The following is a 22,200-nucleotide window of genomic DNA, read 5'->3' on the forward strand; positions in this document are numbered from 1 at the left end:
TCGGCTTTCGATTTTACTTGCGGCCCGCTTCTGCCACTTCGGCGGAGGCGGGCCGCGGTGTTTGCGGGGCAAGTCACGTTAAAATTCCTCGCCGAGCAGTTCGGCCAGTTGGAGGATTGCGCCTTCATGGTGCTGTGCGGCCGCTTTTTCAAACCAAAACCGGGCATCGGCCAGATTACCAGTACCGTCCCATTTTTCGGTGGCCCAGCGCCCTAGCATGTACATAGCGTGGGCTTGATTGGCTTCGGCGGCCAGTTCGAGGTGATGGCGCGCAAGTGACCAGTTCTGGTATTCCGGGCGGGTGTATTCGAGGCCCAGGCCGGTGTGCGCCCTCGTGCAGCCACCGTCGATAGCAGACTGAAACCAGCAGACCGCTAAGCGGTGGTTGCGCGGGCCACCGACCCCGCGCTGGTAGCAGCGGGCCAGGTCGCACATTGCGTCGGCGTGGCCGAGGCGGGCACTTTTGCGGTACCACTTGCGGGCTTGGGTTAAGTCCTGAGCAACACCATCCCCGCGAAAGTAAAAGCTGCCAACGGCCTGCATGGCTTCCGAGTCGCCCAGGACGGCGGCACGTCGGTAGTAGTGAAATGCTTTGGCAGGGCTCTGCGGCACACCGTAGCCGTTGTCGTAGCACATGCCTAGGTTGTAGCAGGCAAGGCGGTGGCCCGCGTCGGCCGCCCGTTGTAGCCAATGCACAGCCTGTGCATAATCCTGCTCCACGCCCCAGGCGTCGCCGTAGGCCAAGCCCAGGAAACCGGCGGCGCTGACGTTGCCAGCTTCGGCCGCGTGGTGCAGAAGTGCCAGGGCCCGGCGTATAAACCGGCTGCTATAGTTACGGGTGAAGCGGGAGCGGTACATGACCACCAGGGCCCAGCGGGTCGTTGCGGCCGCCACGCGGCTGTCGAATTGGGCGCGCACTAAAAACACGGTTGGGGTAAGTGCCACAAGTTACCCGGTAGCGCCTATATTTAGCCGCGTTGCTAGCCATTAGCCTTCATCCTTAGTCGATTGATCATGCAAGAAGATTTCCTCCACTACGTCTGGCAGCACCAGTATTTCGACAAAGCCAGCCTGCGCACCGAGCAGGGCGACGCGATTGTGGTGCTCAAGCCCGGGTTCCGCAACGCCGACGCCGGCCCCGACTTCCTGGGCGCCCGCCTCATGATCGGGGAGGTAGAATGGAACGGAGCCGTGGAAATTCACCTGCGCGCCTCCGACTGGCACCGCCACCAGCACCAGCACGACCGGAAGTACGACCAGGTGATTCTGCACGTGGTGCACACCGCCGACCAGCCCGTGCACCGCACCAACGGCAGCGAAGTACCCGCCCTGGCCCTGCAGCCGCGCCTGGATGCCGGCTTGCTCTACGCCTACGAGGCCCTGATGGCCGCCGACGAGGTGCGGCCGCTGCCCTGCGCTGCTGCCCTGCCCACCGTGCCCGAGGTGACGCGCCTGATGATGGTGGAGCGGGTGCTGCTGGAGCGCGTGGAGCAGAAAGCCGCCGCCGTGCAGGAGCTGCACGAGCGCAGCGGCTACGACTGGGAAACCACCGCCTGGCAGGTGCTGGCTGCTGGCTTCGGCTTCAAGAAGAACGCCGAGCCGCTGACCCGCCTGGCCCAGGCTCTGCCGCTGCCCGTGCTGCGCCGCCACCGCCACGACCTCGCCCAGACCGAAGCCCTGCTGCTCGGACAGGCCGGCCTGCTGCCCGCCGCGGACGAGGCCACGGACGACTACTGTGCTCAGCTGCGCCGCGAATACGACTTTCTGGCCCACAAGTACCAGCTGGGCGGCACGGCCCTGGCCGCCCACGAGTGGAACTTCCTGCGCCTGCGTCCGGCCAACTTTCCCCCGGTGCGCCTGGCGCAGCTGGCCGCCCTCATCCACGCCCAGCCCCGGCTGTTTCAGCCCCTGCTCGACGCGCCCGATGTGGCGACGCTGGCGCGCATGCTGCTGGCGCCCGTGAGCGAGTACTGGCAGCACCACTACCGGCCGGGCGTGGCGGCCACGGGCAAGGTGCCGGCCCTGGGGCGCAGCAGCGCCCACCTGCTCATCAGCAACGTGGTGGTGCCCCTGCGCGTGGCCCACGCCCAGAGCCTGGGCGACCGGGAAGGCGTGGAGGCGGCCGTGGAGCTGCTTACCCAGCTGCCGCGCGAGCAGAACAGCGTGCTGGCCCCTTACGAAGCCCTGCGTTTTCAGCACCGCAGCGCCGCCGATTCGCAGGGGCTGCTAGCTTTGCAGCGCGGCTACTGCCAGCCCCGCCGCTGCCTGCACTGCGCCATCGGCAGCCGCATCCTCCAACGCAACGTGCCCACTCCCGCTCCGTGAAGCTGCTCCTGCTGCTAGTCGGCAATGCCGCCGTGCTCTACGGCCTCTACCGCTGGCTGCGGACGCAGCGCCAAGTGCCGCAGTTACGGGTGTTTCTGTTGCCCACGCTGGCGTTGCGGTTAGTAGCAGGCCTCAGCAGTGCGCTGCACCCCAGCGAAGACGCCCGGTATTTTCACGCCTGGGCCAGTCACTTGGCTGCGCAGTTCTGGGCCGCGCCCCTGGACTGGCTGCACATGCTGGGCGGCGACGAGTTTCATTTCGAGGGCCGCAGCCTGGTGTTTCACGACTATTCCAACACCTTCTTTTTCATGAAGGTGCTCTCGGCATTCAGCTGGCTGACGGGCGGCTCGTTCCTGGTGCAGGGCCTGTACCTCTCGGTGGCCGCCTACGTGGCCTGCTGGACGCTGGTGCGCGTGCTGAGCCGGCTGTTTCCGGGTAGCCGGGGCGCGGCCATCGGCGGGCTGCTGCTGTGGCCCTCGGCGGTATACTGGTCGAGCGGCATTACCAAGGAAAGCCTGCTGCTGGCCGGCAGTGCCCTGCTGCTGGCCGGTGCGCTGCCGTTGCTTTACCGCCCCACCGAGCCCGGCCGCTGGCGTTGGGCGCTGCTGGCGGTGCTGGGGGCCTGGCTGGCGTTTAAGATGCGGTTTTTCTTCGGCGGGGCCTTGGTAGCCATGCTGCTGGCCCTGGCCGTGGTGCGCGCCGCCGAGGTAGCGGCCGGTGGACTGCGGCGGCGCTGGCAGGTCTTGCTGTTCGGGCTGCTGCTGGCGGCGGGGCTGCGGCTGGCCGGGGAGGTAAGCCCGGTGTTCCGGTTCAATAAATTCGCCAGTCAGCTCACCCGCACCTACGCCACGCTGCGGGAAAAGTCCATCGGCCGGCCCCACATTGCGCTGCCGCACCTGGCGCCCACGGCTGAGGGTATTTTGCTCAGCGTCCCCAAGGCTGCTGCCAGCACCCTACTTCGGCCCTTCGCCTGGGAGGGCGACACGGTATTCTACGGTTTTGCGGCCCTGGAAAACCTCGGTTTGCTGCTGCTTACTGCCCCCGCGGGCTGGGACCAGCTGCGCCGCCGGCCGGTGCCCTTGCCCTTCGCCCTGGCGCTGGTGCTGCTCACGTATTGCCTGGCCATGGCCGCGCTGGTGGGGCTGAGCACCCCCAACCTCGGCACGCTCAGCCGCTACCGCGCGCCCTGGCTGCCGCTGCTGGTGTATTTGCTGCTGTGCCAGCCCACCGTGGGCGGCTGGCTGCGGCGCCTGCGCGGGCTGGAGCTGCGCTAGCCGCGCGAGTGGGGGCGTGCTGCGTTTCCGGGGCGGCTGCCGTATCTTTGCGGCTTAGCGTGCCCCACCGCGGGTGCCCTTTCCCGATAGATTCGCGCATGGAAAATCCCGTAATCATCCTTGGTGCCCAGACCGTCGGCACCGCCGCCCTCGACGCCTTTACCAGCAACGACGTGGTGGTGTACTGCCTGCTCGACGACAACCCCAAGCTCAAGGACACCGATCTGCACGACGTGCCCATCATGGGCGCCACCGACGACGAGGAGATGCTGAAGCTGCTCGGCAAGAAGTGTGAGGTGTTTGTGGCTACCGAAGACACCGCCTCGCGCAAGGCCCTGACCAATATGCTGCGCGAGGAGTACCAGCAAGTGCCCGTCAACGCCATTCACCGGGCCGCCAGCGTCTCGGAGCACGCCTGGCTGGGCCACGGCAACCTGGTGGCCGCCGGTGCGGTGGTGGCCTCCGACGCTAAGGTGGGCAGCGGCTGCCTCATCGGCGTGCGGGCCGTGGTGGATGTGCGCGCTCAGCTGGCCGACTACGTGCAGCTCGGGGCCGGGGCCATCGTCAACGCCGACGCCGAAATCGGCGAACAGGCTTTTATCGGCTCGGGTGCCGTGGTGGTGTCGGGCGTCAAAATCGGCGCCAAGGCCCGCGTGGGCGCCGGCGCCGTGGTCGTGGCCGACGTGCCCGCCAACCAGACCGTGTTCGGCAACCCGGCTCAGATAATTAAAAATTAAGAATTAAAAATTGAGAATTAGGAACGAAAGCCTGCTGGCGCGTTGCTGCTCTCAACCGATAATTCTTAATTTTTAATTCTTAATTTTTAATTGAAAAAATGGATTTCCGCGTCCTGCTTTACTACTGCTACTCGCACATCGAAGAGCCCGAGGTGTTTCGGGAGCAGCACCACCGGCTGTGCCTGAGCCTGAACCTGCGCGGCCGCATCATCGTGGCCGAAGAGGGGCTGAACGGGACGGTGTCGGGCACGGTGGCCGACTGCGAAGCCTACATGCAGGCGGTGAAGGCCGACGCCCGCTTTGCGGCCCTGGAGTTTAAGGTGGAGGAGGCCCCGGCCCACACCTTCCAGAAGCTGCACGTGCGCGTCAAGCCGGAAATTGTGCACGTGGGCCTGCCCGCCATCAAGCCCTACGAGCGCACCGGCGTGCACCTCTCGCCGGAGGAGTTCCGGGCCATGAAGGACCAGGACGACGTGGTCATCCTCGACGTGCGCTCCGACTACGAGCACCACCTCGGCCGCTTCAAAAACGCCGTGACGCTCGACATCGGCAACTTCCGCGAGTTTCCCGACAAGGTGGAGGAGCTGCGCCAGTACCAGGACAAGAAAATCCTGACCTACTGCACCGGCGGCATCAAGTGCGAAAAAGCCTCCGCGTTTCTGCTGGAGCAGGGCTTCGAAAACGTGTACCAGCTGCACGGCGGCATTATCAAATACGGCCTCGAAGCCGGCGGCGAGGATTTTGAGGGCAAGTGCTACGTCTTCGACGGGCGCGTGGCCGTCGACGTCAACACCGTCAACCCCACCGTCGTGGCCCAGTGCATCAGCTGCGGCCGGCCCGACGAGCGGATGGTGAACTGCGCCAACCCGCACTGCAACGCCCACGTGGTGCTCTGCGAAACCTGCGCCGCGCAGCGCGAAGGCGCCTGCTCCGACGCCTGCCAGCAGCACCCCGACAAGCGCCCCTACGACGGCACCGGCACCTACCCCAAGCTCAGCAACCACTACAACCCCGAGCAGGGCCTGACCTCCTACCGCGCCCCGGCACGGTGAGAGGGGAGGCGGAATGATAAGTAAAGAATGGAGGCAGCTTGCTTCCCTTCGCAGCGTCAGCAGCTTAACGGGCCCAGCGTCCGACGGCGCGGCTCAAACATTGTTTGGGCCGCGCCGTTTTCGTTTAATCTGCGTAAATCGTCCTTCTTCTTTCCTCATTCATCATTCCCACGCGCCATGCCGATTCCTTCGTCGGAGCTCATCCTGAACCGCGACGGCAGCATCTACCACCTGAACCTGCTGCCCGACCACATTTCCGATACCATCATCACCGTCGGCGACCCGGACCGGGTGGCCCTCGTGAGCCAGCACTTCGACTCCATCGAGACGCAGGTGAGCAAGCGCGAGTTTGTGAGCCACGTGGGTTACTACCGCGGCAAGCGCCTCACCGTGGTGTCCACCGGCATCGGCACCGACAACCTCGACATCGTGCTCAACGAGCTGGACGCGCTGGTCAACGTGGACTTCGTGACCCGGGAAGTGTGCCCGCCGGAAGAACGCATTGCCCTGCGCATCATCCGCATCGGCACCAGCGGGGCGCTGCAGCCCGATATTCCCGTCGGCTCCCACCTGGTGTCGGAGCACGCCGTGGGCCTGGAGTCGCTGATGCAGTTCTACCCGCTGGTCGAAACTGGGGCCGAAATCGAGTTTGCCACCGCCGTGCAGCAGGCCGTCGGGCTCGACTACCGCCCGTACTGCGTGCTCGGCTCCGACCTGCTGCGTGAGCAGCTGGGCCAGGGCATGGTCACCGGCAACACCGTCACCTGCCCCGGCTTCTACGGCCCGCAGGGCCGCGCCCTGCGCCTGCAGCCCCGCTTCCCCGACCTCATCGACCGCCTGGCCCAGGTGCAGTACAGCAACGCCGAGGGCACCTTCCGCCTGACTAACTTCGAGATGGAAACCGCCGGCTACTATGCCCTGGGCCGGATGCTGGGCCACGAAGTGGTGTCGTTGAACGCCATCGTAGCCAACCGTGCCACCGGCGAATTCGCCGAAAATTCCGACCAGGTGGTCAACGATTTGATTGCGAAGACGCTGGAACGCCTCTAATCACGGATTTGGACGGATTTTTCGGATTTCACGGATTTTGTGGACGATTGTAGAGCCGAAGCGACCAGCTTCGGCTCTTTTCGTTCGTTGCTGCCCTAGCGGGGTTGAATGCAAACAGCCCGACCATTTGGCCGGGCCGTTGCTTCTGGCGGAAATCGTCCACAAAATCCGTGAAATCCGAAAAATCCGTCCAAATCCGTGATTAATAGAAATCAAAGCCGATGATGGCGTGCAGCGGCAGCGTGGCGCCGGCTTTCAGGGTCAGGTAGCTTTCGTGCACGGCCCAGACGGTGGTTTGCACGCGCTTGGTTTGCCCGTCGGCGGTTTGGAAGTAGATGTCGAGCTTGCCGTGCTCGTTGTTGCCGAGGGCGCAGGCACGGTCGGCATCGAAGCGGCGGAGCTTACGCTCTTCAGCGGTGGCGAGGACGTCCTCGTGGGGGAAGTGGAGGGTCGGAATCGTTTCCTTGGCAACGGTTTCGGCCGATTGGGTGAGAGCTTGCATGAGCTTCTAATCGGTAGGTTCTGGTAAACGGAGTACAAACAACCGTGCCAAAAACGACGCCGCCCGTGAAGACTGCGTGAACCCGGAAAAAATCGGTGGCGCGGCGGTCCTTTCTACGGCAGCGCCGTCAAAAAGGCCATCGTGTCCACCCCGTCGGCGTAGTCGCCGACGCCCGGCTGCTGGGCCCGCCCGGCCGGCACGGAGCCGGGAAACCAGCCATTCACCGACACCACAATCTGCGTTTTATCGGCCACATCCGCAAGCTGTTGGCGCAGGTCCTGCTCGTCGTGGTACTCGCTGTAGTGCAGCACCGAAATGGGCGACACCAGCTGCATACTTTCGGTCAGCAATAAAAAGCCGTTGTCGAGGTGCGGCACGCGGTTCACCAGCAGCAGGCTTTTCTGGTAGTCGTAGTTGTTGTGGTAGCGGTTGTGGTGGTCGACCTGCTCCCAGGGCTGCATGGCGTCGAGGAAGGGGCGGAAATCGTAGCCCGCAGGCACCAGCAGGCGCGACACGTTGCGGCAGCCCAGGCCGTAGTACTGAAACACGTCGGGGCCGAATTTGGCCAGCTCCTCGCGCGGCTCCAGGCCGGCCAGCACCCCGATGCTGGATCGGTTGCGGCGAATCAGGTTGGGCTTCTTGCTGAAGTAGTACTCGAAGTAGCGGGCGGTGTTGTCGGAGCCGGTGGCAATGAAGGCGTCGGCCTCGCGCAGCATGTCCACAAACTGCAGCTGCCCCTCGAAGCGCGGCTCGATTTCCAGCAGTTGCTGGCCCACCCAGCGCAGCAGCAGGTTGTCGTCGGCCGAGAGCTTGGCCAGCAGGATGTGGCCGCTGAGCAGCACGCAGAGCATATCGTGAAAGCCCACCAGCGGAATGTTGCCGGCCATGACCACGCCCACGCGGCGCGGCGCCGTTTGCGGCTCCGGGGGGTACTGGGCGGCCCAGGCGGTCAGCGGCTCGGCTTCAAGCAAGGCGGCCACGCCCTGGAAGGCGGCGCGCACGTTGGGCTCGTCGAACCAGGGGTTGTGGTTGCGGGCGCGGGCGGCCAGGGAGTACAGCTCGTCGTCGGAAAGGCTGCGCAGGCGCTGGCCCAGGCGGATAAAGGCGGCGAGGCGTTCGGAATGAGTCATAGGAAGGGAAAAGCGGAATCCGGGGGCGAAAGTTCGCAAGAAAGCGCCGCCGGTACTACTTTTGCCCGACTGTACGCACCCCAGCGGCGCCCCGCGCGGAGGGCTTGAGCCAACCCCAGGCCCCCGCCGCTGCGTATCAGGCCCTAACAAGACTCTCAACCTGACGACCTACGGCCATGGCCATCATGATTACCGACGAGTGCATCAATTGTGGTGCCTGCGAACCGGAATGCCCCAATAACGCCATTTACGAAGGCGGTGCCAACTGGCGCTGGGCCGACGGCACCAGCCTGAAAGGCGCGGTGGAAGTCGACGGCGGCAAGCAGGTGGACGCCACCTCGCCCCAGACGCCCGTCTCCGACGAGTACTACTACATCGTATCGGATAAGTGCACCGAGTGCGTGGGCTTCCACGAGGAGCCCCAGTGCGCCGCCGTCTGCCCCGTCGACTGCTGCGTGGACGACCCCGACTACCGCGAAACCCAGGAGCGCCTGCTGCAGAAGAAAGACTGGCTGCACGTCGCCTAAATCACGGATTCAAACGGATTTTTCGGATTTCACGGATTTTGTGGACGATTGCTCCCTATATCAAATTGTCCACCATATCAAACAGCCTGGCCACATAGCCGGGCTGTTTGCATTTATGCCGGTCCGGTTTAGCAGCAAATGAAACGAGCCGAAGCTGTTCGGCTTCGGCTCCTTATTCGTTCACAAAATCCGTGAAATCCGAAAAATCCGCACGAATCCGTGATTCGTGAAATCCGAAAAATCCGTCTAAATCCGTGATTATGTGCCGCAGTTGAAATACTTGTCGTAGGCCGATTCGGGCAGCAGGCGCAGCTTGCTGGCTACCTTGATGGGCCAGCGCAGCAGCCGGATCAGGGAGTAGTTGTTGGGGTAGTCGCGGAAGGTCTTGACCGGGGCGGCCACAATCTGCTCGAACTCCTCGCGGGTGAGGCCCAGGCGCTTGATGCACAGGTTGATGACCTTCTCGTCCTCGATGGCGTTGACGTGCCGGCACTTTTCCAGGGCTGCTTCGCGCGTCATCTGCCCCGAGCGGACCAGGGCCGAGTAGTTGAACAGGCGCCGGTCGATGTTGAACTTGACGCGGTTCAGGTAGTAGATGACGCTCTGGTAGAGGTCGTCGAAGTAGTGGGCGCCGGGGTTGGTCCAGTCCAGCTCCCGCTCCAGTAGCTCGTCCACTTCGGCCCGCACGTAGGGCACGTGGTAGAGCAGCGTGACGGTCTTGATGCCGCGCAGCACCGTGTAGTAGAACATTTCCTTCACGTCGAGGTGGAAGCCCGGGTCGTTGGGCGTCCACTCGCGCAGGGGCACCGTGCCAAACTGCCGGTGCACGGCTTTCAGGTACTTGCCGTCGAGGAAGTTCCACGACAGCGGGGCAATGCCCTCGGTGCGGAACGACTGCCCGATGATGATGCGCTGCACGCCTTCCTTGGCCGCCACCCCGTACAGGGCCGTGGCAATGCCCACGTCGGTACCCTCCTCAATGTCGGGCGTAGAGGCTTTCAAAAAGGCAATCTTGAGGTCTTTTGATTCGCGCCAGTCGGAGGTGATGGTGCGCAGCTCCACGCCGAGCTTGCGGCAGGCCTTCACCATGTTTTCGCCGGCCACGGGGTTGCCGAAGCCGTCGTTGAAGTGCACGGCCAAGGGGCGCAGGCCCAGCTTCACCACGCAGTACCACAGGGTGTAGCTGCTGTCGCGCCCGCCGCTGACGCCGAGCACGCAGTCGTATTTTTTGCCCTGGCCGAGACGTTTCATGTCGGCAGCGGCGCGCTGCACGTAGGCCTCGCCGGCGGCCCCCAGCGGGTTGTCGCGGTCCATTTTATCGTGCAGCTCGCAGAAGTTACACTCGCCCGAATGGGCATGAAAGCGGATGCCGGGCACCGTGGTGTCCATGATGCAGCGGGTGCAGCGCTGGTAGCCGGGATGGGGTGCGGGTAGGTCGACAGGGGAATCGACGGTAACCGGGGCGGCGGGGAAAGTCATTGGGTAATCGTGGTGCAATAGGCGGGCGGAAGAAGTGCGTGGTGGGAGGTGTGGAGAAGAAAGCGGCGCGGAAAAGAAAAAGGGTTAGGAGGGCAGCTCGTCGAAGCGGTAGCCGAGCTGCTGCAGGCGGGCGGTAATGGCGGTGCCACGTTCGGGGCGGCTGGGGCGCGGTACCTCGGCCACAATCAGCTCCCCGGCAAACTCGTTGAACTTGCCCTGGGCCCGGATGCCGCTGGCGTCGACGGCCAGCGAGCAGCCGATGCTCTTTTTGCCCTCGTACGGCCCGCCTACGATGTAGCCGACGGAGGTGGTGCCCACCACCACCACGTTGTAGTACGAGGCCAGAATCTGGTAGGGTTTGATCCACTTCTCGCGGTAGGGGTCGTCTTCCTCCGTAAGGGAGTAGTCCACCGTCCACGACGAGGGCGAGAGGATGATTTCGGCGCCCATGCGGGCCAGCGTGTGCCCGATGGGCAGCCCGTCGAGGTAATTGTCGGCGCAGATGTTCAAGCCCAGCCGGCCCAGCGGCGTGTCGATAACGTTCAGGGTGGTGCCCACCTCGTAGAACGGCTGCTCGACGGTAAGCAGGTTGATTTTGTGGTACTTGAGCAGAATTTCGCCCTGCGGGTTGATGATGACCGCGGCGTTGTAGATGCGCCCGTCGGCGGCGCGCTCCGTCAGGCCGGCGCACACGTAGATGCCGTGGCGGGCGGCTTCCTGGCAAAGGCGGTCGGAATAGGGGCCGGGAATGGGCTGGGCCTCGGTGAGGGCGCTGGGGTGCGTCCAGGCGAAGTCCAGCGTCTCAGGCAGCAGCACCAGGTCGCACTGCTGCTCGGCGGCTTCCTGAATCATGCGGGCGGCGCGGTCGAGGTTGCGCAGTGGCTCGCCGCCCTCCACCAGCAGCTGCCCCATGCCGATGCGCAGCTGGCCCTGGGGCGGAGCGTTGTGGTAGGCGAGAGGGGTGAGGGGGGCAGGAGCGGTAGCGGGGCCATTCGGGGCCGACGCGGCGGTTTTTTTCCAGCGGCTAAACAAGGTCGACATCAGGTTGCGGCGGCACGTTGGTGCAAAGGCAAGGCTTGCTACCTAAAAGTACGCTGCCTTTCGCAAAATCCGCGTCAGCTTCGGCGCAGACAGACTGACAAAGCTACCATTATTGGCAGGGTGCAAAATTAAAGCAGGATTAAATACAAGCATTGGCCCGCTTTTTATGCTGGTTCAGCTCCGGGCCGAAATGCCTACTTTTGCCGATTCCGAACCGATTTCTCCCGATTATGTCCATCCCAAAGACCTACCAGCCCGCCGAGGTAGAAGAAAAATGGTACCAACGCTGGCAGGAACAAGGCTTTTTCTCCTCGAAGCCCAACCCGCGCAAACCGGCCTACTCGGTGGTCATCCCGCCCCCGAACGTAACCGGCGTGCTGCACATGGGCCACATGCTGAACAACACCATTCAGGACGTGCTGGTGCGCCGCGCCCGCATGCAGGGCAAGGAAGCCTGCTGGGTGCCCGGCACCGACCACGCCTCCATTGCCACCGAGGCCAAGGTGGTGCAGATGCTCAAAGAGCGCGGCATCGAGAAAAAGGACCTCTCGCGAGAAGAATTCCTGAAGTACGCCTGGGAGTGGAAGGAGAAGTACGGCGGCATCATCCTGGAGCAGCTCAAGAAGCTGGGCGCTAGCTGCGACTGGTCGCGCACGCGCTTCACCATGGAGCCCGAACTGACCGAGGCCGTGCTGCGCGTGTTCGTGGACCTGTACCGCAAGGGCCTGATCTACCGCGGCATCCGCATGGTAAACTGGGACCCGCAGGGCCGCACGGCCCTGTCGGATGAGGAAGTAATTCCCAAGGACACCATGGCCAAGATGTACCACCTGCGCTACCCGGTAGTGGGCCGCGAAGGGGAGTTCATTACCGTGGCTACCTCGCGCCCCGAAACCATCATGGCCGACGTGGCCGTGGCCGTGAACCCCAACGACGAGCGGTACCAGCACCTGCACGGCGCCAAGGTGCAGATTCCGCTGCTGGGCCGCGAAATCCCGGTGATTCTGGACGAGTACGTGACCATCGAGTTTGGCACCGGCGCGCTGAAGGTGACACCGGCGCACGACCTGAACGACTACGAGCTGGGCCTGAAGCACAACCTGCCGGTTATCGACATCCTCGACGACGCGGGCTTCTTGAACGAGAAGGCCGTGCTCTACGTGGGCCAGGACCGCTTTGCCGCCCGCCGCACCATCGTGAAGGACCTGGAAGAAGCCGGCTTGCTCGCCAAAGTGGAGGAGTACGCCAGCATCGTGCAGACCTCGGAGCGCACCGGCGCCGTCATTGAGCCGCGCTTGTCGATGCAGTGGTTCCTGAAGATGGCCGACATGGCCGGTCCCGCCCTGGAAGTGGTGGAGGACGACCGCGTGAAGCTGCACCCGCCCAAGTTCAAGAACATGTACCGGGTGTGGATGGAGAACGTACGCGACTGGTGCATCTCCCGCCAGCTCTGGTGGGGCCAGCGCATTCCCGCGTACTACCTCCCCGACGGTACCTTCGTGGTGGCGCTGACGGACGAGGAGGCGCTTCAACTGGCGCGTGAGCAAAGCGGCAACAGCGAGCTGCAGCTTAGCGACTTGCGCCAGGACGAGGACGTGCTCGATACCTGGTTCTCGTCGTGGCTGTGGCCCATCTCGGTGTTCGACGGCTTCAAGGACCCGGACAACCCCGACGTCAACTATTACTACCCCACGGACGACCTCGTGACGGCCCCGGAAATCCTGTTCTTCTGGGTGGCGCGCATGATCATGGCCGGCCTGGAGTACCGCCAGGACGTGCCCTTCCGCAACGTGTACCTGACCGGCATCGTGCGCGACGCCCAGGGCCGTAAGATGAGCAAGAGCCTGGGCAACTCACCCGACCCGCTGGACCTCATTGCCCAGTACGGCGCCGACGGCGTGCGCACCGGCATGCTGTTTTCCTCGCCGGCCGGCAACGACCTGTTGTTCGACATCAAGCTGGTGGAGCAGGGCCGCAACTTCACCAACAAGCTCTGGAATGCCTTCCGCCTGACCCAGGGCTGGGAGGTGGATGAGTCGTTGCCCTTCGCCAACGAGCGGGCTACCGAGTGGTTCCAGGCCAAGCTGCAGGCCACTCTGGCCGAGCTGGACGAGCACTTCGCCAAGTTCCGCATGTCGGACGCGCTCATGACCATCTACAAGCTGGTGTGGGACGACTTCTGCTCGGTGTACCTGGAGATGATCAAGCCCGCCTACCAGGCCCCCATCGACGCCGAGACGCTGCGCCGCACCACCGGCTTCTTCGAGAGCCTGCTGAAGCTGCTGCACCCGTTCATGCCCTTCATCACCGAGGAAATCTGGCATCACCTGGCCGAGCGCGGCCCCAAGGACTACCTCTGCGTGGCCGCTTGGCCCAAGCAGCAGCCCGTAGCCAACGGCGCGGAGCTGCTCAGCCGCATGGAGAAGGCCCTGGATATCGTGGGCGGCGTGCGCGCCATCCGCAACCAAAAAGGCCTGGGGCCCAACAAGCCGCTGACCCTGGCCGCCAAAACCGACGACGCGCAGCTGCTGACGGAGTACGACGGCATTCTGCGCAAGCTGGCCGGCCTGACGGAAATCAACGTGGTGGACGCGGCGCCGGCCGCCGCGGTAGGCTTCGTGTCGGGCGGGGCTGAGTTCTTCGTGCCCATGGAAGGCCAGATTGACCTCGGGGCCGAGAAGGAGCGCCTGAGCAAGGAGCTGGAGTACGCCCAGGGCTTCCGCGAATCGGTGCTTAAGAAGCTCAGCAACGAGAAGTTCGTGCAGAACGCCAAGCCCGAACTGGTGGACAAGGAGCGGCAGAAGCTGGCCGACGCCGAAGCCAAGATTACGGCCCTGGAGCAAAGCCTGGCCGCGTTGTAAGCCACGCCCGCCCGTTTCGGCTGACAATGAAACCGGCTGCCTTCCTTGCGGAGGGCAGCCGGTTTTGCTTGTAGTACGGGCTTTAGCCCGCGTCCGTCCCAACGATTGTCGCAGAACGAACGGCCCTCAACGGGAACAAATTACTATCCAAAGAACGCGGGCTGCAGCGCGCGCAACGCTTATTCCTGCCCACCCGCCACCGGCCGCCCGGCCGCCGCGGCCTTCTCGCGGGTCTGCTCCGTCAGCTTATTCTGCAGCTGAAATGTGACCTGCTCACAGTCGTCGAGGCGGCGCTTGGTCAGGGTCAGCTCCCGCTCGGCACTGGAGAGGCGCAGGTAGAGGTACACAATCAGGGCCAGGGAAATAACCAGAGCACCAAGCGTAAGAAGGTTTTTCATAACCAAAAGAAAGTCAAAAAGAAAAGCCCGTCAGGTTGACGGGCTTATTGAGGTAGCGCGAAGCTCCGCTTCGTGCATCGTTGCTGACGCGTGGACGGCCAAACTGCCGGCCCAATCCCGTTCAACGATACGCGAAGCAGAGCTTCGCGCTACGTATTAGATGGCCGTGTTCGGGTCGAACTGCTCCAGGTAGTCGGCCACGCGGCGCACGAACATGCCGCCGAGCGAGCCGTCGACGACGCGGTGGTCGTAGGAGTGCGAGAGGAACATGAAGTGGCGCACCCCGATCAGGTCGCCCTGCGGCGTCTCGATGACGGCGGGCTTCTTCTTGATGGCGCCCACGGCCATGATGGCCACCTGCGGCTGCATGATGATGGGCGTGCCCATCACGTTGCCGAAGGAGCCTACGTTCGACAGGGTGTAAGTGCCGCCTTCCAGGTCCTCGGGCTTGAGCTTGTTGGCCCGGGCACGGTTGGCGAGGTCATTCACGCGCTTGGTCAGCCCGTTCAGGTTCAGCTGGTCGGCGCCGTGAATCACCGGCACGATGAGGTTGCCGGAGGGAAGGGCCACGGCCACGCCCACGTTGATGTCGCGCTTCTTGATGATGTAGTCCCCATCCACCGACACGTTGATGTTCGGGAAGTCCTGGATGGCGCGGGCAATGGCCTGCACGAAGATGGGGGTGAAGGTGAGGTTTTCGCCCTCGCGCTTCTTGTAGGCGTCCTTGTGCTTGTTGCGCCAGTTCACGATTTCCGTCACGTCGGCCTCCACGAAGGAGGTCACGTGCGGCGAAATGCGCTTGGAGTCCACCATGCGCTGGGCAATCATCTTGCGCATGCGGTCCATTTCCACCAGCTCCTGGTTGCCCGAAACCGACGGGGCCGGCTTGCTGGCCTGCACGGCCGGGGCGGGCTTAGCGGCGGGAGCGGGCTGGGCGGCGGGAGCCGGCGCGGCTACCTGGGCCGGAGCCGGCTGCGGTGCCGTAGCAGCCGCCGGGGCAGCGGCGACGTGCTGAGCCGGGGTAACATCGGCCGAAGCGGCCTGCGGCGCCGGCTGCTGACCGCGGCCGGCTACGTAGTCGAGGATGTCTTTCTTGGTGACGCGGCCACCCTGGCCGGTGCCGGGCAGGCGCTCCAGATCAGCCATCGAAATGCCCTCCTCGCGGGCGATGTTGAGCACCAGCGGGGAGTAGAAGCGGCCGGGCTGGGCTTCGCCGAGCTGGCTGCTGATGGACTGGGCAGCGGGCACGTGCGGTACCATGGCGGCTTCGGCGGCTCCTTCTTCTTCGGCCGCCGGAGCGGCCGTGGCGGCCGGGGCCTGGCCGTTGGAGGCCGCCGCAGCGTCGGTTTCGACGATGGCAATGGGGGCGCCCACGGCTACCACCTGGCCTTCCTCCACCAGAATCTGCTGCAGCACGCCGGCGTGAATGGCGGGCACCTCGGTGTCCACTTTGTCGGTAGCCACTTCCAGCACCGATTCGTCCTGCTCAATGGTGTCGCCCACCTGTTTGAGCCATTTCAGGACGGTGCCTTCCATGATACTTTCGCCCATTTTGGGCATCACCATTTCCACTCGTGCCATGCGGAGGTTGCGTTGAAGAATTCGGGGGTGGGAGTTGTGGGGTTGAGCAGTCAATCGGCTGGGGAGGCCGAAATCGGGGCCAAAGGTAGCGGATTTGGCAATTGCGGCGTAATCGGACCCGAACACTTGTTAGGCTCGGCCGAAAAAAACCGTAGCGCAGGCTTTAGCCCGCGTCCATCAGGGGACGTTCAACGGTTACCGTTCGAGCGGACGCGGGCTGAAGCACGCGCTACTTGCCCTCCGGCAGGTGGCGCCGCACCAGGTTCAGGGCCACGGTGCTGATGTAGCTGATGTTCAGCTCCCGGCCGCGGTTGATGCTGACCTTCTGGGCCACCGTCTGGTGCGCGTCGGCGTAGGCCAGCCAGAACGTACCTACCGGTTTTTCCTCCGTGCCGCCCCCGGGCCCGGCAATGCCGCTGGTAGCCACCGCCACGTCGACGCCCAGGCTGCGGCGCAGGCCCTCGGCCATTTCGCGCACCGTCTGCTCGCTCACGGCCCCGTACTGCTCCAGCGTGTCGGGGCTGACGCCAAGCTGCTTGATTTTGACCTCGTTGGCGTAGGCCACCACCGAGCCCAGAAAGTACGCCGAGGAGCCCGGCACGCTGGTCAGCCGCTGGGCAATGGTGCCGCCGGTGCAGCTTTCGGCCGTGCCGATGGTCAGGCCGCGCGCCTGCAGCAGGCTGCCTAGCGCCGCTTCCAGCGTGACTTCGCCCTCGGCGTACAGGTAGGGGCCGATGAGGGCGCGCACGGCCGGCAGCTGGGCCTCCAGGCGGCCGCGCAAATCGGGCTGGCCGTCGTCGGTAGCGGTAAGGCGCAGGCGCACGGCTCCGAACGACGGCAGGTAGGCCAGCTTCATGTTGGCGGGCAGCTGCGCCTCCCAGCCGGCAATCTGCTCGGCCAGAAACGACTCGCCCTGGCCCACCGTCTGCAGCACCGCGTGCTCGATGGGCGGCACCTGAAACCGCTCCTGCAGCTTGGGCAGCACGTGGGTAGTCATCAGGTGCTTCATCTCGAAGGGCACGCCGGGCATCGACACGAACACCACGCCGTCTTCGCCGTCGAACCACATGCCGGGGGCGGTGCCCACGGTGTTGCGCAGCGGGGTGCAGGCGGTGGGCAGAAAGGCCTGCTGGCGGTTCACCTCCAGCATGGGCCGGTTGAAGCGGGCAAAAATGGCCTCCACGTCGCGCAGGCTGGGCTCGTACAGGGCCAGCTCGCTGTTGAAGTACCGGGCCAGCACGTGCTTGGTGAGGTCGTCCTTGGTGGGGCCCAGGCCGCCGGTCATCAGCACCACCTGGGCCCGGCCGCGGGCCTCGTCGAGGGCGCGCACGATTTCCGCGGCCTGGTCCGATACGGAGCTGATCTGGCGGATGCGCAGGCCGATTTTGCCCAGCTCCTGGCCCATCCAGGCCGAATTGGTGTCGATAACCTGTCCGTAGAGCAGTTCGTCGCCGATGGTGATGATTTCGACGGCTGGGAGGTGGGGCATGGCGAAAGAAAATGGGAGAGGAGCAAATTCGACGCAATTTGCGCACGGCGTTTGTAAGACCGCGCCGGCCGGCTTTGGTTTGCCGCCCGGCGGGCTTTCCGCCATCTTTCCCGCCTACTCTCACCGCCTTCCGCATGCGCGCACCCCGCTTCTCCGCTTTCCTGCTGGCCCTGGGCCTGCTCACGGCCGCCACCACCCAGGCCCAGACCACGAAAAAAACGACCACCACGGCCAAGAAAACCACCGCCAAGACTACCACGGCGAAAACGACGACGGCCAAAAAAACCACCACCGCCAAGCCCACCACCACCAAAACCACGACGGCCAAAACCACCACTACGACCAAGCCCGCCACCCCGGCGCCCACGCCCGCCCCGCCCGCGCTTACCGCCGACGAGGCCAGCAGCGCCGTGCGCGAGGCGCTTACGCTCAGCGTTACCCGCGCCCTGGAAGCCGGAGCCGAGGCCGACGCCTTCAACGGCAACGCCGATATTCGCTTGCCGTTTCCGCCCGAAGCTGAGTTGTTCAACGCTGCCTTGCGCAGCCTCAAGCTGGGCGCCGTCATCGACAAGTTTGAGGTGCAGCTGAACCGCGCCGCCGAAGCCGTGGCCGCCAACCCGCAGACGCAGACCATTCTGGCCGCCGCCGCCCAGCGCTACAGCATTGCCGACGGGCTGGCCCTGGTCAATACCCGCGAGAGTCGCCTGATTGCCACGCAGTTCAAGCAGCAGCAGCTGGCCCAGGTGCAGCAGGAGCTGCGCCCCCTGGTGGATGCGGCCCTGGAGCAAACCGGCGCCAAGCAGGCCTACGGGGAGCTGGTGCTGCGCTCCAAGAAAATGCCCCTGGTGGCCCCGCTCACCACCAACCTCACCGATTACAGCACCGGCAAAATCACCGAGGGCCTGTTCACCCTCATTGCCGACGAGGAAAGCCGCATCCGCCTGAACTCCGCTGCCCGCCCCACCGCTACGCTCAAGCGCGCCTTCGGCGACAAGTAGCAAGCACTGTCAGGCCGAGCAGGGCGAGGCATCTGGGTGAACAATCCTGGCGGAACCAACCCAGGTGCCTCGCTGCGCTCGACATGACAAGCGGCCGCCCGGCCGGGTAATCCTCACCGATGTGCGACGGAACGACTCCGTTGGTCGATTTTTTGGTCCGGTTTCTGCCATTCGGCGAACCGAAACCCCGTTTCTGGTTTTACTAACGCTATGAAGAACTTCCGCTCCGCTGCCCTGCTCACCGCCACGCTGGCCCTGGCCACCACCGCGGCCCAGGCCCAGTTTACCCTGCCCAAGATTGGCAACATCAAGCTGCCCACCACCACTAAAACTTCCACCGGTGGCAGCGTAACCCAGCAGGAAGCGGCCCTGGGCCTGAAAGAAGCCCTGACTCAGGGCATCAGCAAGGGCGCCGACCAGGCCTCCAAGCAGGACGGTTTCTACCTCAACAGCCTCATCCGCATCCCGTTTCCGCCCGATGCCCAGCGCGTGGCCACCACCCTGCGCAACATTGGCCTGGGCTCGGAAGTCGATAAGTTTGAGCTGGCCCTGAACCGCGGGGCCGAGCAGGCGGCCATCAAGGCCAAACCCATCTTCATTTCCGCCATCAAGAGCCTCACGTTTTCCGACGTGTGGAACATCCTGACCGGGCAGAAGGACGCGGCCACCCAGTACCTCAAGCGCACCACCACCACGCAGCTGGTATCGGCCTTTTCGCCCATCATGCAGCAGGCCCTCGACCAGACGCAGGCCACCAAGTACTACACCGGCCTGGTGACGCGCTACAACAAGATTCCGCTGGTCAGGCCGGTAAATCCGAACCTGAACGAATATGCCACCGGCAAAGCCGTCGACGGGCTGTTCACGCTCATTGCCCAGGAGGAAGCCAACATCCGCGAAAACCCCGTGGCCCGCACCACCGAACTGCTGAAGAAAGTGTTCGGCAGCAAGAAAAGCTAAGCCGCGTGGTGCCACCACTCTAAAGTCGTGGCACCACTACGTATACGTCGTGCCGCCCGGGCGGCAGCACCCCGGCAGAACACACCCGCCGCACAAACGAAATGGGGCCACGACTTCCAGAGTCGTGGCCCCATTTCGTTTGTGCGGCGGGTCGGCCTAGTAGTCGTCGTCATCATCGCGGCCACCGCGGCGGCTGCGGCGCTGGGCCTCGTAGCTGTCCTCGTCGTCCAGGCCCAAATCGTCGTCGTCATCGTCCAGGCTGCCGTAGCGGTTGGAGCCTTCGGGGTCTTCCTGGGCTTCGGCGGCCGAAAACTCGTCTTCGGTCAGGTTGGCCAGGTCCAGGGCCTCGTCGTGCGAGGAGCCCGTGTCGCGCCACATCAGGTAGTCGGCGTATTTGGCGCCGAGGGAGTCTTCCGAGGAAGCGCCCTTGCGTCCGCCACCGCGGGCCGACTTGGCGCCGGCCGGGGAGGTATCCAGCTCGTCGTCGTCATCGAGCAGGTCGTCGTCGTCGAAGTCGTCGTAGCTTCTCATGTGAGGGGGTAAGTAAAGAAGTTAAGCGGTGGCAAAAGTAGGGGCTGGAACCGAATCAAGGCCGATTTAAGCCCGCAAACGCAGGCAGCGGCGGCGGGGTTACACCAGCGGGGGCGGGAGTGGCGGCTGAAATTCCACCCGGCGGTACACCTCGCTCAGCGGCAGCGCCACGCCCAAGGTGTCCAGCAAAGCCGTAGCCGCCTGCCCTTCCAACGACTGGTAGACCCACTGCGCCGTAGTAGCATCGGGGCGGGAATACACCTCGATGCGCGGCCGCTGCGAGTCAACCAGCACGTAGTGCCGCAGGGCCGGAATGCGCAGGTAGAACAGCAGCTTGTCGCTGCGGTCGTGGCCCTCGGTGCTGGCCGACAGCACTTCCACCACTACCGCTGGGTTCAGCAGCACGCCGGGCCGGGGCTTCTCCTGAAACTCCGGTGGACCGCAGACCACGGTGGCATCCGGGTATACGTACAGCTCCGAGTCGGCCAGGTGTACGCGCTGGTCACTGGCGCGCACGGTACAGTCCCGGTCATAGAGAGCGTTGCCAAGCAGGCGGATGATGTTGGCAACGATGACGTTATGCGCATCACTCGCGCCGGCCATGGCTACCACTTCGCCGGCGTAGTACTCGTTCTTGTAGGGCGCAGCTTCTTCGGCGGCCAGATATTCCTCCACGCTGACGTAGCGCGGCTTTTCAATAGCTTCCATCGACACGGGTCTTTCCCAAATCTACGCAAGCCGGTACATTCCTGGCTCAGCGGCGCGGAGCAAAATCCGTTACCGTCAGCTGCTCCTGGCAGAAGCGGTATTCCTCCTCCACGTTGCTCGACACCAGCACCAAGCGTCCCGCCACGGTGGCCGCCACGTGCTCGTGGTACCAGGCCACGCCGGCCCGGTCGAGGTTGGTGGTAGGCTCGTCCAGCAGCAGCAGCGGGGCCTCGGCGTACAGGGCCAGCCCGAGCTTGACGCGCTGCTTCATACCCGAGGAAAAGTCCCGGATCAGTTTGTGCCGGGCGTGGGGCAGCTGCAGCAGCTCGATGAACTGCGGGCCCGACAGCCCGGCCCGCAGGGGGCGGAAACGGGTGTGAAAGTGCACCAGCTCGGTCAGCGTCAGCTCCTCAATCAGCTCCAGGGCCGGGGCGCAGAGCGTGAGGTAGCGCGCCACGTCGTCGGGGCGGATAGTCTGACTATTCAGCGTGTAGGTCAGCTCCCCGGCCGAGGGCAGAGTGTAGGCGGCCAGCGTCTGCAGCAGGGTGCTTTTGCCCGAACCGTTCGGGCCCAGCAAGGCCGTAGCCGTGCCGGGGCGGAACGTGCGCGTCAGGTCGCGGAAAATCCAGTCGCGGCCGAAGCGTTTGCCCAGCCCGCGCGCCTCAATCTGCACCGCCGCCGTTGCGCGAATAGCCCTTGATGATGCCGCGCGAGGAGTTGCGCACGAAGTTTACCACCTCGTCGCGCTCGGGGGAGGGCAGCAGCTCCAGCTCCACCTTGTCGAGGGCGTCGCTGGTGTTCAGCCCGCTCATGAACAGCAGGCGGTAGCACTGCTGCACCTGCAGGATGGCGGCCTCCGAGAAGCCCCGGCGGCGCAGCCCCACCGAGTTGACGCCGGCGTAGCTCAGCGGCTCGCGGCCCACTTTGATGAACGGCGGCACGTCCTTGCGCACCAACGAGCCCCCGCCGATAAAGGCGTGCTGCCCGATGTTGACGAACTGGTGCACGGCCGACATACCGCCCAGAATGGCCCAGTCGCCGACGACCACGTGGCCGGCCAGCTGCACGGCATTCGACAGGATGCAGTTGTCGCCCACCACGCAGTCGTGGGCGATGTGCACGTAGGCCTGCAGCAGGCAACCCGCGCCCACCACGGTCTTCATGCGGTCCACGGTGCCGCGGTTCACCGTCACGCACTCGCGGATGATGGTGTTGTCGCCGATGTGGGCGGTGGTTTTCTCGCCCGCGAACTTCAGATCCTGCGGAATGGCGCTAATCACCGCGCCGGGAAAAATCTTGACGTTCTTACCGATGCGCGCCCCCGCCATAATCGTGACGTTGGGGCCAATCCAGGTGCCTTCCCCGATTTCAACATCGTGCGCAATGGTCGTGAAGGGTTCCACCACCACATTTTGGGCAATGCGGGCGTCGGGGTGAATGTAGGCGAGGGGCTGGGTCATTGGGTTGAATTAATAATTAAGAATTAATAATTAAGAATTGCGGCGGCTGGCGCAGCAAGGCACCTTTGCGGCTAATTGACAGTCAAGGAGAAACCGT

21 protein-coding genes are annotated in these 22,200 nt (G+C 64.4%); 9 read left to right on the forward strand and 12 right to left on the reverse strand.

Annotated elements, in window-relative coordinates; all coding sequences use genetic code 11:
• Positions 1–78 precede the first annotated feature (78 nt).
• Positions 79–927, reverse strand: coding sequence for a tetratricopeptide repeat protein (locus EJV47_RS05515; protein WP_126692127.1), 849 nt, complete (start codon positions 925–927; stop codon positions 79–81).
• 87 nt (positions 928–1,014) lie between these two features.
• Here EJV47_RS05515 and EJV47_RS05520 point away from each other — a divergent pair, with 87 nt between their 5' ends.
• The 5 genes from EJV47_RS05520 to EJV47_RS05540 all read left to right on the forward strand — a co-directional run bounded on the left by EJV47_RS05520 (position 1,015) and on the right by EJV47_RS05540 (position 6,438).
• Entirely contained in the window at positions 1,015–2,325 is a 1,311-nt protein-coding gene (locus tag EJV47_RS05520) for a DUF2851 family protein (protein ID WP_126692128.1), read from the forward strand.
• Entirely contained in the window at positions 2,322–3,599 is a 1,278-nt protein-coding gene (locus EJV47_RS05525; RefSeq protein WP_126692129.1) for a hypothetical protein, read from the forward strand. The genes EJV47_RS05520 and EJV47_RS05525 overlap by 4 nt, the downstream gene beginning before the upstream one ends.
• A 98-nt stretch (positions 3,600–3,697) precedes the next feature.
• Positions 3,698–4,336, forward strand: a complete 639-nt coding sequence (locus EJV47_RS05530; protein ID WP_126692130.1) for a NeuD/PglB/VioB family sugar acetyltransferase — start codon at positions 3,698–3,700, stop codon at positions 4,334–4,336.
• A gap of 98 nt (positions 4,337–4,434) precedes the next feature.
• Complete coding sequence (trhO, locus tag EJV47_RS05535; RefSeq protein WP_126692131.1) at positions 4,435–5,388, forward strand: oxygen-dependent tRNA uridine(34) hydroxylase TrhO; 954 nt, start codon at positions 4,435–4,437, stop codon at positions 5,386–5,388.
• 177 nt (positions 5,389–5,565) lie between these two features.
• Entirely contained in the window at positions 5,566–6,438 is an 873-nt protein-coding gene (locus tag EJV47_RS05540) for a nucleoside phosphorylase (RefSeq protein WP_126692132.1), read from the forward strand.
• A gap of 202 nt (positions 6,439–6,640) precedes the next feature.
• On the opposite strand, the gene EJV47_RS05545 is transcribed toward EJV47_RS05540, so the two are convergent.
• Positions 6,641–6,940, reverse strand: coding sequence for a hypothetical protein (locus tag EJV47_RS05545; RefSeq protein WP_243651024.1), 300 nt, complete (start codon positions 6,938–6,940; stop codon positions 6,641–6,643).
• 113 nt (positions 6,941–7,053) lie between these two features.
• Entirely contained in the window at positions 7,054–8,070 is a 1,017-nt protein-coding gene (locus tag EJV47_RS05550) for an aldehyde dehydrogenase family protein (RefSeq protein ID WP_126692133.1), read from the reverse strand.
• A gap of 176 nt (positions 8,071–8,246) precedes the next feature.
• On the opposite strand from EJV47_RS05550, the gene EJV47_RS05555 reads away from it, so the two are divergent.
• Positions 8,247–8,597 (forward strand): 4Fe-4S dicluster domain-containing protein, encoded by a 351-nt coding sequence (locus tag EJV47_RS05555; RefSeq protein WP_126692134.1) that lies wholly within the window; start codon positions 8,247–8,249, stop codon positions 8,595–8,597.
• 258 nt (positions 8,598–8,855) lie between these two features.
• On the opposite strand, the gene EJV47_RS05560 is transcribed toward EJV47_RS05555, so the two are convergent.
• Together EJV47_RS05560 and EJV47_RS05565 are read right to left on the reverse strand one after the other, a co-directional pair.
• On the reverse strand, positions 8,856–10,076 hold the full coding sequence (locus EJV47_RS05560) for an adenine nucleotide alpha hydrolase family protein (protein ID WP_126692135.1): 1,221 nt from the start codon (positions 10,074–10,076) through the stop codon (positions 8,856–8,858).
• A gap of 84 nt (positions 10,077–10,160) precedes the next feature.
• Complete coding sequence (locus EJV47_RS05565) at positions 10,161–11,117, reverse strand: carbon-nitrogen hydrolase family protein (protein WP_126692136.1); 957 nt, start codon at positions 11,115–11,117, stop codon at positions 10,161–10,163.
• A 230-nt stretch (positions 11,118–11,347) separates the two neighbouring features.
• Between EJV47_RS05565 and EJV47_RS05570 the strand changes: the two genes are divergently transcribed.
• Positions 11,348–13,978: a valine--tRNA ligase gene (locus EJV47_RS05570; RefSeq protein WP_126692137.1), complete on the forward strand. Its 2,631-nt coding sequence runs from the start codon at positions 11,348–11,350 to the stop codon at positions 13,976–13,978.
• A 179-nt stretch (positions 13,979–14,157) separates the two neighbouring features.
• On the opposite strand, the gene EJV47_RS05575 is transcribed toward EJV47_RS05570, so the two are convergent.
• The 3 genes from EJV47_RS05575 to EJV47_RS05585 all read right to left on the reverse strand — a co-directional run bounded on the left by EJV47_RS05575 (position 14,158) and on the right by EJV47_RS05585 (position 17,446).
• A complete protein-coding gene (locus EJV47_RS05575) occupies positions 14,158–14,376 on the reverse strand; it encodes a hypothetical protein (RefSeq protein ID WP_126692138.1) in 219 nt (72 codons plus the stop codon).
• 156 nt (positions 14,377–14,532) lie between these two features.
• Positions 14,533–15,957, reverse strand: a complete 1,425-nt coding sequence (locus EJV47_RS05580) for a dihydrolipoamide acetyltransferase family protein (protein WP_126692139.1) — start codon at positions 15,955–15,957, stop codon at positions 14,533–14,535.
• A gap of 229 nt (positions 15,958–16,186) precedes the next feature.
• Positions 16,187–17,446: a competence/damage-inducible protein A gene (locus tag EJV47_RS05585; RefSeq protein ID WP_126692140.1), complete on the reverse strand. Its 1,260-nt coding sequence runs from the start codon at positions 17,444–17,446 to the stop codon at positions 16,187–16,189.
• Between the two features lie 134 nt (positions 17,447–17,580).
• Between EJV47_RS05585 and EJV47_RS05590 the strand changes: the two genes are divergently transcribed.
• Positions 17,581–18,444: a DUF4197 domain-containing protein gene (locus tag EJV47_RS05590; RefSeq protein ID WP_165903629.1), complete on the forward strand. Its 864-nt coding sequence runs from the start codon at positions 17,581–17,583 to the stop codon at positions 18,442–18,444.
• A 210-nt stretch (positions 18,445–18,654) separates the two neighbouring features.
• Positions 18,655–19,404 carry a DUF4197 domain-containing protein gene (locus EJV47_RS05595; RefSeq protein WP_126692142.1) on the forward strand — a complete coding sequence of 250 codons (750 nt, stop codon included), beginning with the start codon at positions 18,655–18,657 and terminating at the stop codon, positions 19,402–19,404.
• Positions 19,405–19,560: 156 nt separating this feature from the next.
• Here the strand turns inward: EJV47_RS05595 and EJV47_RS05600 are convergent, their stop codons facing one another.
• The 4 genes from EJV47_RS05600 to lpxA form a co-directional block, all read right to left on the reverse strand.
• The gene (locus tag EJV47_RS05600; protein WP_126692143.1) at positions 19,561–19,935 is read right to left on the reverse strand and encodes a hypothetical protein; all 375 of its coding nucleotides are present in this window, start codon (positions 19,933–19,935) and stop codon (positions 19,561–19,563) included.
• A 99-nt stretch (positions 19,936–20,034) separates the two neighbouring features.
• Positions 20,035–20,643, reverse strand: coding sequence for a Uma2 family endonuclease (locus tag EJV47_RS05605; protein ID WP_126692144.1), 609 nt, complete (start codon positions 20,641–20,643; stop codon positions 20,035–20,037).
• Between the two features lie 46 nt (positions 20,644–20,689).
• Positions 20,690–21,316, reverse strand: a complete 627-nt coding sequence (locus tag EJV47_RS05610) for an ABC transporter ATP-binding protein (RefSeq protein ID WP_126692145.1) — start codon at positions 21,314–21,316, stop codon at positions 20,690–20,692.
• Positions 21,306–22,103: an acyl-ACP--UDP-N-acetylglucosamine O-acyltransferase gene (lpxA, locus tag EJV47_RS05615; RefSeq protein WP_126692146.1), complete on the reverse strand. Its 798-nt coding sequence runs from the start codon at positions 22,101–22,103 to the stop codon at positions 21,306–21,308. Before lpxA ends, EJV47_RS05610 begins: the two co-directional genes overlap by 11 nt.
• Between the last annotated feature and the right edge of the window lie 97 nt (positions 22,104–22,200).

The organism is Hymenobacter gummosus (genome assembly GCF_003970915.1).
GTDB classification, from domain to species: Bacteria; Bacteroidota; Bacteroidia; order Cytophagales; family Hymenobacteraceae; genus Solirubrum; species Solirubrum gummosum.

Coding starts and splice junctions, on each gene's coding strand:
- trhO (WP_126692131.1), top strand. CDS start 4,435: ATGGATTTCCGCGTCCTGCTTTACTACTGCTACTCGCACATCGAAGAG.
- EJV47_RS05600 (WP_126692143.1), bottom strand. CDS start 19,935: ATGAGAAGCTACGACGACTTCGACGACGACGACCTGCTCGATGACGAC.
- EJV47_RS05520 (WP_126692128.1), top strand. CDS start 1,015: ATGCAAGAAGATTTCCTCCACTACGTCTGGCAGCACCAGTATTTCGAC.
- EJV47_RS05555 (WP_126692134.1), top strand. CDS start 8,247: ATGGCCATCATGATTACCGACGAGTGCATCAATTGTGGTGCCTGCGAA.
- EJV47_RS05545 (WP_243651024.1), bottom strand. CDS start 6,940: ATGCAAGCTCTCACCCAATCGGCCGAAACCGTTGCCAAGGAAACGATT.
- EJV47_RS05585 (WP_126692140.1), bottom strand. CDS start 17,446: ATGCCCCACCTCCCAGCCGTCGAAATCATCACCATCGGCGACGAACTG.
- EJV47_RS05575 (WP_126692138.1), bottom strand. CDS start 14,376: ATGAAAAACCTTCTTACGCTTGGTGCTCTGGTTATTTCCCTGGCCCTG.
- EJV47_RS05540 (WP_126692132.1), top strand. CDS start 5,566: ATGCCGATTCCTTCGTCGGAGCTCATCCTGAACCGCGACGGCAGCATC.
- EJV47_RS05580 (WP_126692139.1), bottom strand. CDS start 15,957: ATGGCACGAGTGGAAATGGTGATGCCCAAAATGGGCGAAAGTATCATG.
- EJV47_RS05550 (WP_126692133.1), bottom strand. CDS start 8,070: ATGACTCATTCCGAACGCCTCGCCGCCTTTATCCGCCTGGGCCAGCGC.
- EJV47_RS05595 (WP_126692142.1), top strand. CDS start 18,655: ATGAAGAACTTCCGCTCCGCTGCCCTGCTCACCGCCACGCTGGCCCTG.
- EJV47_RS05530 (WP_126692130.1), top strand. CDS start 3,698: ATGGAAAATCCCGTAATCATCCTTGGTGCCCAGACCGTCGGCACCGCC.
- EJV47_RS05590 (WP_165903629.1), top strand. CDS start 17,581: ATGCGCGCACCCCGCTTCTCCGCTTTCCTGCTGGCCCTGGGCCTGCTC.
- EJV47_RS05565 (WP_126692136.1), bottom strand. CDS start 11,117: ATGTCGACCTTGTTTAGCCGCTGGAAAAAAACCGCCGCGTCGGCCCCG.
- EJV47_RS05570 (WP_126692137.1), top strand. CDS start 11,348: ATGTCCATCCCAAAGACCTACCAGCCCGCCGAGGTAGAAGAAAAATGG.
- EJV47_RS05605 (WP_126692144.1), bottom strand. CDS start 20,643: ATGGAAGCTATTGAAAAGCCGCGCTACGTCAGCGTGGAGGAATATCTG.
- EJV47_RS05560 (WP_126692135.1), bottom strand. CDS start 10,076: ATGACTTTCCCCGCCGCCCCGGTTACCGTCGATTCCCCTGTCGACCTA.
- lpxA (WP_126692146.1), bottom strand. CDS start 22,103: ATGACCCAGCCCCTCGCCTACATTCACCCCGACGCCCGCATTGCCCAA.